We start from the raw sequence: 8,447 nt of genomic DNA, 5'->3' as shown, positions 1-8,447 counted from the left end.
CTCGGGCCGTCTCGGTTCGACCGGCGGCCCGTCCTGGGCCGGTCCTGGGCCGGTCGGGAGCTGGTGGGCGCCTATGCCGCCCGGTCCTTCACGACCCAGTCCGCCAGGGCCGACAGCGGGACCAGGAGCTCGCGGCCGCGTTCGGTGAGGTCGTACTCGACCCCGGGCGGCACGGTGGGGAAGACGGTCCGGGCGACCAGCCCGTCGTCCTCCAGCGCGCGGAGGGTGCGGGTGAGCATCCGCTGGCTGATGCCGTCCACGCGCCGGTGCAGATCGTTGAAGCGGTGCGCGCGCTCGGCGAGCAGCATCAGCACGAGCAGCGTCCACTTGTCGCCGAGCATCCGCACCGCGTGCGTGACGGGGCACGCCTCGTACTCCGCGGCCGGCACCCGGCCCGGCATCAGCCCGCCGACGGCGGCGGCGACCATGTGGGCGTCGGGGTGAGGCGCGTCGGGGTGAGGCGCGTCGGGGTGAGGGGCGTCGGGGTGAGGCACACCGGTGTTCCCATCTGACATGAAAGTGCCTTCTTCCGAGAGGTCCGCGGGGAAGTGAGGATCGATGTCGTCACCGTACCCACCGCGAGATCCACCGCGAGATCCGCCGCGAAGAACCAGGAGAGAAGAGTGAGCACTTCCCCCACGATGCTGGTGCTGGGCGCCGGGCCCGGGCTCGGCATGTCCGTGGCCCGACGGTTCGGCAAGGAGGGCTACCAGGTCGGCCTGGTCTCCCGCAGCGCCGACCGGCACCCGGCCTACCTCGACGACCTGCGCGCGAGCGGCGTCCGCGCCGTCGCCGTCGCCGCCGACGTCCGCGCGCCCGGCGAGCTGCGCCGCTCGATCGACGAGGTCCACGCCGAGCTCGGCCCCATCGACGTCGTCTACCACGGGCCGGGCGCGGACAACCCCTCGGCCGCCCCGATGGGCATCCTGGAGACCAGCCCCGACGACGTGCGCGCCGCCGCGGCCCAGGTCGTGGACCCCGCCGTCGAGCTCGCCGGCCTGGTCCTGCCGGGCATGCGTGATCGCGGCACCGGCGCCATCGTCTACGTCTCCGGGCTCAGCGCGGTCGTGCCGCTGCCGTTCCTCGGCCCCTTCGCGCCGGCCTCGGCCGCCCTCCGCACCTACGCCCTGACCCTCGCCGAGGCCACCACCCCCGACGGCGTCCACGTGGGCTCGCTGGTGGTCGGCGGGCTCATCGAACGCGGCGACATCCACCGATTGCTGACGGCTGGGCATGGGCACGCCGGTGAAGATGGCGCTGGTGATGCTGGTGACGACGGCAACCTCGCCTGGACGCCTGGTTCCGACCTGCCCCCAGGGGCGGTGCTGGACCCCGACGACCTCGCCGACTCCGTCTGGCACCTCGCGACCGGCGCGGAGCGCGAGGTGGTTGCGAACGCGATGGGCTTGTAGGTCAGGGCCACCAACCAACGGCAGAGGACGAGGAGCACGGTCGCGCCGCGCCATGGGCGCGACCGTGCCATCTGACCGACTCGCAGCACCCTCAGCTGTCGGGGCAGCGGGTGCGGTCGGTCGGGCTGCGTCCGGTTCGGCCCCGACCGGACCGGTGCGGGCCTTTCCAGTGCGGTCCGGGTCGTGACCCCGGTCGGGTCGCATGCCATGCCGAGCCGTCACCCCGGTCGGGTCGTGGCCAGGTCGGGTCGCATGCCATGCCGACCCGTCACCCCGGCCGGGTCATGATGGTCATGCGGCTGCGGCCGGCGGTGTGCCAGCCGGGTCGTCGGGCTGGTCGTCGGGCAGGCCATGACCCAGGACCGGTCCCACGGGCGCGGGCAGGCCGATACGGTGCCCACGGGCGTCGGTGAACACCCACCCCGACTCCAGCAACACCCCCACCACGTCCGTCGTGGTCGTGGTGGTGGGTTTGCCGGACCAGTGCATCGTGATGCCCCGGGTATCGACCAGCTGATGATGGAACCAGCACAACAACGCACTGTTCGACACCGACGTACCCCCACCATCGGCCCAGTGCGTGACCGCGTGATGCACCTCGCACCGCGACGGCGGCTGATCACACCCCGGGAACACGCAATGCCCGTCACGAGCGATCACCGCACGACGCATCTGCCCCGAGACCGTCCGCTGCGCCCGCCCGACATCCAGCACCGCACCATCGGGACCGAACACGACCCGCGTCACCGCACTGTCACACGCCAGCCGGCGCAACAACCCCCGCGGAACCCGACCACCGGACTCCGTGAACACCGCACCACCCGAACCCAACAGACCAGCACCAGGACCGCTGGCTCCACGAGGCCCACGAGGCCCGCCAGGCAGAGCCGATTCACCAGCGCTGCCCGCCGAACCCGCGCTACCGACTGAGCCAACCGGACCTACGGCGCTGCCGCTGTCACACCCACCCGGCATGCCCACCCGGGCACCGGACGCCCGGCGTCCTGGGGTGGCTTGCCCGCAGGTCAGGCACAACCCGTCCCGGGTCCGGGTGACCTGCGCGACCAGCTCCGACCAGGACACCGTCACGTTCAGATGCGGCGCGATCCCCGCACCCGGGGAGACCAGGTTCGCGTCCAGGGTCAGGCGCGCCAGGTCCGCCAGACCCTGCGCCCGACGCTGCCCCGGGGCGCGGTCCTCCCCCGCAGCCGGCGCACCCACCAGTGCCGTGACCGCGGTGGAGACCAGCAGGCCGTGCTCGTCCGTAAGGAAGCCCGCGACGTGGTACCCGCCCAGCGTCTTGGACACGTCCAGGAACTCACCCCGGGCGGCCTTGTCGTCCTGCACGTCGTCGGTGTCCGGGTCGGTCACCGACGCGAACCGGCGAGCCACGACCCGGAACTGGTCCGCGTTCAACACCGGCGCTTCACCCAGGACCAAGCCCTCACCGGTAACCAGGACCCCGTCCCTGATCCCGGCCTCCAGCACGCCCGTGATCGTCTCGCGGGTGCGGGTGCCGTCCGGGTCATCAGCAGGGTCGGGCAGATCCACCGCAACGGTCTGGACGAACGCCTCCGGGGTGGTGGTCTCCCCCGTGCGGGTGTCGACCAACCACGCCAACGCGTCCTGACGGGTCTGACTGGTGGGCGCGACCTCGCTCATCACCCGGGCATGGTCCACACCCAGGGTGCCAGCGACCAGACGCTCACGCGTGACCGGCAGGGCCTGGGCCAGGCGGCGGGCTGTGGTCACGTCCCTCCGGGCCGTGGCCGCCGCGACACCCTCACGCAGCCGCAGCCAGGACGTGAACGTGCGCGACATACCACCCGTACGCCAGGAACCGTCGTCCTCGATCCGGGGCAGCACCGTCAACCGCACACCCTCCAACCGGCCGGTCGCCCGACGGATCCTGGTGTGAGCCTGCATCAACCTCGTGACCGACGGGGCACCCCAACCATCGAGCACGTCCGGCGCGACCAGGCCGACCAGCTCCCCGACAGCGGCCTCGATCCGGTCCAACACGGCCTCCAACGACGCCCCACCAGCACCAGCACCAGCACCAGAGCCAGCACCAGCACCAGAGCCAGAGCCAGAGCCACCGGCCCTACCGTCCCCACCAGTCGGGGGCACACCCTCCGGGCCTGTCTCGTTCGCCGAATCCACTGATGCCACCCCCTGCCCTCGCCGTTCGCCTGACACCATTGTCTCGAACGTTCATACGCACCGCGAGGGACATTTGAAATCTGTGGATAACTCTTCGTCCCGTCCGGCACGGCAACGACCGAACCCACGCCACACCCGCGCGCCGCCAGCCCTCGCGGAACCCGCCGGACCTGGCGAGGCTGTCCTCATGCCCGAGTTCACGAGGTACATCGCCGGCCTGGACGGTCCGGCCAAGGATGCCGTCGAGCACATACGTTCCCGCGCGCTCGAGCTCGTGCCCGACGCCGACGAGGGCATGAGCTACGGCATGGCCGCCCTGCGGTACCGCGGCAGCCCGCTCATCTCGGCGCGCGCGACCGCGAAGCACATCGGGCTCTACCCCTTCAGCCCGCCCGCGATCGACGCGCTCGCACCCGACCTCGCCGGCTTCTCGACGTCGAGGGGCACCGTCCGGTTCACACCGGACAACCCGCTGCCCGACGACGTCCTGGACCGCCTCGTCCTGTTCCGCCGCGACGAGATCGATGCCATGCGGTCGCGCTGACGACCTCCGCGCGCTCAGCGCTCCCGGGCCGCGCCCTCGGGCTCCAGGACGCTGGGCGTGCCGCGCGTCAGCCACAGCACCGCACGGTCGACGGCCCACAGGACCGCGAGCGCCGGTCCGGCGGCCTGGGCGCCGGCGAGCCAGCACAGGTATCCGACGCCGCCGCAGAGGAGCGCCTCCAGGAGGATCCGCGACCACGGCGGGATCGCCACGAGCGCCTTCGGCGAGAGGAAGGTCGCCCACAGCGCGATGACGCTGATCGGCGCGAGCAGGACGACGGCGGCGCGCCATCCGCCGTCGGCCAGATTCCAGGCGGCGTAGCCGGCCGCGGCGGCCAGGGCGAGCTCGAGGAGAAAGCGCACGACGAGAGCGGTTGTTCTCACGCGCGCAAGAGTACGGTCCGCGCGGGAGCGGGCAACACGATCATGCTCGCCGGACGCGGGGACGAGCCGGACTCCGATCCCGCTGTCACGTTTCGCGCCGCTGTCCCGTCAAGGGGGCATGACGCGAGAGCATGTGCGCATGACGGATCCCCGCGCCTCGGCGACCCCCTCGGCAGGTACGGACCGACCAGGGTCGCGGGACACGGAGCAGCTCGCTCCGCCGCGGTCCGGCGCGTCGTTCCTGGACGACGCCGCGCTGGAGCGCCTCCGTCCGCTGTCGTTCACGGTGGCGTACCGGATGCTCGGCAGTGTCGCCGAGGCGGAGGACGTGGTGCAGGAGGCGCTGACGCGCGTCGCGCAGGCTCCTGACGTGCGTAACCCCGACGCGTTCATCACCACGGTCACCACGCGGATCGCGATCGACGTGCTGCGTTCGGCGCGGGTCCGGCGGGAGTCGTACGTGGGTGAGTGGCTGCCCGAGCCGCTGGTCGGCGCGGTGCCGTATCTGCCGGTGGCGATGGGCACGCCCGCGCCCGACGTCGCACGGCATGCCGAGCTCGCCGACGATCTCTCGACCGCGTTCCTGGTGCTGCTGGAGACCCTCACCCCCACAGAGCGGGCGGCGTTCCTGCTGCACGACGTGCTCGGCTTTCCGCACAGCGAGGCTGCCGGGGTGATCGGCACCAGCGAGGTCGCGGCGCGCCAGCTGGCTTCACGTGCCCGACGCCGGATCGCGGCGACCGCACCGGCCCGGGTCCCGGCCCTCGCCGAGGCCCAGACACAGGCCAGGACACGGGCTCAGGCCCCCACCGAAACACCGGCCCGGACACAGAGCTCCTCGCTGCGCAGCACCCCCGACCGGGCTCGGGCCGAGCAGCTCGTGTCCCGGTTCCTGGCCGCGTGCGAGGAGGGTGCGGTGGACTCGTTCCTCGAACTGCTGACCGAGGACGTCGTGCTCACGGGCGACGGCGGCGGGAACGTGCCGCAGGGCATGTCCATCGTCCGGCCGGTCGCCGGGCGGGTGACCGTCGCCCGCATGCTGGCTTCCTTCATCAGCCGGGGCGCGCCGGTCCACTTCGAGCGGGCGCTCGTGGGCGGCGAGCCGGGCCTCCTCATCGTGGCCGACGACGTCGTGGGCGGTGGCCTGATCGGCACCTGGTCGTTCGAGGTGACGGACGGACGGCTCTCGGGCATCCGCGGTGTGATCAACCCGCGCAAGCTCGGGCACCTGGGGCCGCTCGCGGACCTCGACCGGGTCCAGGCCGCGCTCCGGCACGCGCTGGAGGAGCGGACGGCGGCCCGGCGCGCCGCAGCGCACCGGGCCGCCGAGACCGAGGATCCCGAGAACCAGACGTCCGAGGACTAGAACACCCGTCAGACCGTGGACCGGTCCTCCGTCGGTTCCGCCGTCGGCCCGGCCGGGCTGTCGGCGCCCGCCAAGGGCGCCTCACGCACGAACCACATCATCACGAGGCCCATGAGCACCACCGCGACGATGCCGAGGGTGCCCCAGATGGTCGCGCCCGTCGCGGCGATGGTGATCGTCCACAGGGCGCTGGACATCCAGGACGTGGCGCGGCCCGTCGTGGCGTAGAGGCCGAAGATCTCGGACTCCTTGCCGGCCGGCGTCACGCGGGCGAGGTAGGACCGGGACGCGGCCTGGGCCGGGCCGACGCACGCCGAGAGGATCAGGCCGCCCACCCAGTAGACGACGGGGCCGAGGTCGCGCAGGAACACGACCCCGAGACCGGCCACGACGATGACGCCGAGCGTGCTGAGGATGACGGAGCGCGGGCCGAAGCGGTCGTCGGCGAAGCCCACGAGGACCGTGCTCGCCCCGGCCACGAGGTTGGCTGCGATGCCGAAGACGATGACCTGGTCGGCGGAGAACCCGAAGCTGACGCCACCGATGATCGCGCCGAACGCGAAGACGCCGCTCAGTCCGTCGCGGTACACGGCGCTGGCCAGCAGGAACCAGAAGGTGCGGCGCGACGTGTGCCACAGGCCCTTGATGTCGCGGTAGAGCACCGCGTAGCTGGCGAAGAACCCGACGGTGGCGCGGCCCTTGGTGGGCGGGAGCTCCGGCACGAAGGCCAGGATCGGCCAGGCGAACGCCAGCGCCCAGAGCGCGCAGCCCACGGCGATCACGCGGAAGGCGAGCCCGTTGTCGGTGGGCATGCCCCACCAGTCGGCGCCGTTGGCGATCACCACGAACAGGAGCGCCAGGATGCCGCCGACGTAGCCGAGCCCCCAGCCGAGCCCGGACACCTTGCCGACGGTCCTCGGCGTGGCGACGGAGACCATCATGGCGTTGTAGTTCACGCCGGCGATCTCGTTGAGCACGCTGCCCAGGCCGATCAGCGCGGCGCCGAGCACGAAGTAGGCCGGGTCGGCCTCGACGAACCACAGCGCGAGCATGCACAGGACCATGCCCGCCGTCCCGCCGGCGAGCCACACCTTGCGCCGCCCGGTGGCGTCGGCGCGCTGCCCGAGCACGGGCGCGAGGAAGAGGATGAGCAGACCCGCGAGGGTGTTCCACAGGCCCACCCCGCTGCTCAGCTCGGCCAGGCCGTGCTGGTAGGCGGGGTCGTCCTTGCCCAGCGCCACGACCGCCGGGTCGAGGAACGACTCCGTGGTCAGGTACAGCGCGGTGAACACGAACGTGAGGATCACCGTGTTGAACGGCTGGGTACCCCAGTCCCACAGTGCCCAGGAGATCACCTGGCGGCGCGGGATCCGCGCCCCCTCCTGCAGCTCGAGGCCCATCTTCGGGGGCTTCGGGGTCTCGCCGGCAGGGTGCGCCTGCGGGTCGGGTCCGGGAACGGCGTCGGTCATGGCCGCAGTCTGCCCGGGTCGCGTGAACCGTGGGTGCTGGAGCGGTCACGATCTCATACCGACCAGCAGGTCGGACGGCGCACGTCAGGCACGCACGTCAGAGCGTGAGGTTGTGTCGCCCGATCTGCTCGACCCCTGACACGCCCGCGAGCGCCATGGTCAGGTCGAGCTCTGCCAGCACGTGCTCGGCGACGGCGCGGACGCCGTCGGCTCCGGCCAGGGCGAGGCCGTAGACCCAGGGGCGGCCCAGGAGGACGGCGTCGGCGCCGAGGGCGACGGCGGTGAAGACGTCGGCGCCGGTGCGGATGCCGGAGTCGAAGAGAACGGGAACCGAGCCGTCCGTTCCCGGACCGGACGCCCCCGTCCGCTCCCGCACGACGTCGACCACGGGTCCGAGCGCGTCGATCGAGGCGACGGCGTTGTCGATCTGGCGGCCGCCGTGGTTGGACACGATGATGCCGTCGGCCCCGTGGTCGAGGGCGGCGCGGGCGTCGTCGGGGTGCTGGATGCCTTTGACGAGGATGGGCAGGGTGGTGCGTTCGCGCAGCCAGGCGAGGTCGGCCCACGTGAGGGTGGAGCGCGAGAAGACGTCGAGGAAGGTCTCGACGGCGGCGCGGGCGTGCGGCTGGGTGAGGTTCCGCAGGGTGGGGCCGGGGTGGTGGCGCGCCATGGACAGCAGGGAGCGGACGGCGGCGGGCGTGGGCCGCTCCGATGTCACCTCCTCCCCCGCCGACGCCGCCTTTCGCACCCGCGCTTCCACGAGCCCACGGAAGACCGGGTCGCTGAGGTACTGGGCGATGCCCTCGGCGCGGGCGAACGGCAGGTAGCCCAGGTCGAGGTCGGCGGTACGCCAGCCGAGCACATGGGTGTCGACGGTCACGACGATCGCCTCGCAGCCGCTGGCCTCGGCGCGGGACACGAAGGACTCGACCAGGGCGTCGTCGGACGACCAGTAGAGCTGGAACCAGCGTGGGCTGTCGCCGAGGGCAGCTGCGGTCTGTTCCATGGGCGTGGACGCCTGGGACGAGATGACGACGGGCAGGCCGAGGTCGCGGGCGGCCCGGGACAGGGCGGGCTCCGCGTTGCCCGGCGCCGCGCCCCGGCCGCCGC

Annotated in this window: 8 protein-coding genes; 3 read left to right on the top strand and 5 right to left on the bottom strand. The window is 72.5% G+C overall.

Going from position 1 to position 8,447, the window contains the following annotated elements:
- Nucleotides 1-71: 71 nt before the first annotated feature.
- Nucleotides 72-515, bottom strand: coding sequence for a winged helix-turn-helix transcriptional regulator (locus tag PROKR_RS08365; RefSeq protein WP_245605751.1), 444 nt, complete (start codon nucleotides 513-515; stop codon nucleotides 72-74).
- 108 nt (nucleotides 516-623) lie between these two features.
- On the opposite strand from PROKR_RS08365, the gene PROKR_RS08360 reads away from it, so the two are divergent.
- Nucleotides 624-1,412: an SDR family NAD(P)-dependent oxidoreductase gene (locus PROKR_RS08360; protein WP_036961816.1), complete on the top strand. Its 789-nt coding sequence runs from the start codon at nucleotides 624-626 to the stop codon at nucleotides 1,410-1,412.
- 291 nt (nucleotides 1,413-1,703) lie between these two features.
- Here the strand turns inward: PROKR_RS08360 and PROKR_RS08355 are convergent, their stop codons facing one another.
- Complete coding sequence (locus tag PROKR_RS08355) at nucleotides 1,704-3,431, bottom strand: HNH endonuclease signature motif containing protein (RefSeq protein WP_157601962.1); 1,728 nt, start codon at nucleotides 3,429-3,431, stop codon at nucleotides 1,704-1,706.
- 331 nt (nucleotides 3,432-3,762) lie between these two features.
- On the opposite strand from PROKR_RS08355, the gene PROKR_RS08350 reads away from it, so the two are divergent.
- Nucleotides 3,763-4,119 carry an iron chaperone gene (locus PROKR_RS08350; protein ID WP_036961812.1) on the top strand — a complete coding sequence of 119 codons (357 nt, stop codon included), beginning with the start codon at nucleotides 3,763-3,765 and terminating at the stop codon, nucleotides 4,117-4,119.
- Nucleotides 4,120-4,133: 14 nt separating this feature from the next.
- Here the strand turns inward: PROKR_RS08350 and PROKR_RS30620 are convergent, their stop codons facing one another.
- Nucleotides 4,134-4,502, bottom strand: a complete 369-nt coding sequence (locus tag PROKR_RS30620; RefSeq protein ID WP_169736356.1) for a DUF2568 domain-containing protein — start codon at nucleotides 4,500-4,502, stop codon at nucleotides 4,134-4,136.
- Nucleotides 4,503-4,641: 139 nt separating this feature from the next.
- Between PROKR_RS30620 and PROKR_RS08340 the strand changes: the two genes are divergently transcribed.
- Nucleotides 4,642-5,868 (top strand): sigma-70 family RNA polymerase sigma factor, encoded by a 1,227-nt coding sequence (locus tag PROKR_RS08340; protein WP_036961809.1) that lies wholly within the window; start codon nucleotides 4,642-4,644, stop codon nucleotides 5,866-5,868.
- Between the two features lie 8 nt (nucleotides 5,869-5,876).
- Here PROKR_RS08340 and PROKR_RS08335 read toward each other — a convergent pair whose 3' ends face one another.
- On the bottom strand, nucleotides 5,877-7,337 hold the full coding sequence (locus PROKR_RS08335; RefSeq protein ID WP_036961807.1) for an MFS transporter: 1,461 nt from the start codon (nucleotides 7,335-7,337) through the stop codon (nucleotides 5,877-5,879).
- Nucleotides 7,338-7,434: 97 nt separating this feature from the next.
- A partial coding sequence (locus tag PROKR_RS08330) for an alpha-hydroxy-acid oxidizing protein (protein ID WP_051432790.1) occupies nucleotides 7,435-8,447 on the bottom strand: 1,013 nt, incomplete at its 5' end.

It is taken from the genome of Promicromonospora kroppenstedtii DSM 19349 (assembly GCF_000515355.1).
Taxonomy (GTDB): Bacteria; Actinomycetota; Actinomycetes; order Actinomycetales; family Cellulomonadaceae; genus Promicromonospora; species Promicromonospora kroppenstedtii.
The sequence above is the reverse complement of the archived record's forward strand: the minus strand, read 5'-3'. Positions and strand labels throughout refer to the sequence as shown.

Bases quoted from the DNA above. Each gene is read 5' to 3' on its own strand.
- PROKR_RS08365 (WP_245605751.1), bottom strand. From the start codon at position 515: ATGTCAGATGGGAACACCGGTGTGCCTCACCCCGACGCCCCTCACCCC.
- PROKR_RS08350 (WP_036961812.1), top strand. From the start codon at position 3,763: ATGCCCGAGTTCACGAGGTACATCGCCGGCCTGGACGGTCCGGCCAAG.
- PROKR_RS08340 (WP_036961809.1), top strand. From the start codon at position 4,642: ATGACGGATCCCCGCGCCTCGGCGACCCCCTCGGCAGGTACGGACCGA.
- PROKR_RS08335 (WP_036961807.1), bottom strand. From the start codon at position 7,337: ATGACCGACGCCGTTCCCGGACCCGACCCGCAGGCGCACCCTGCCGGC.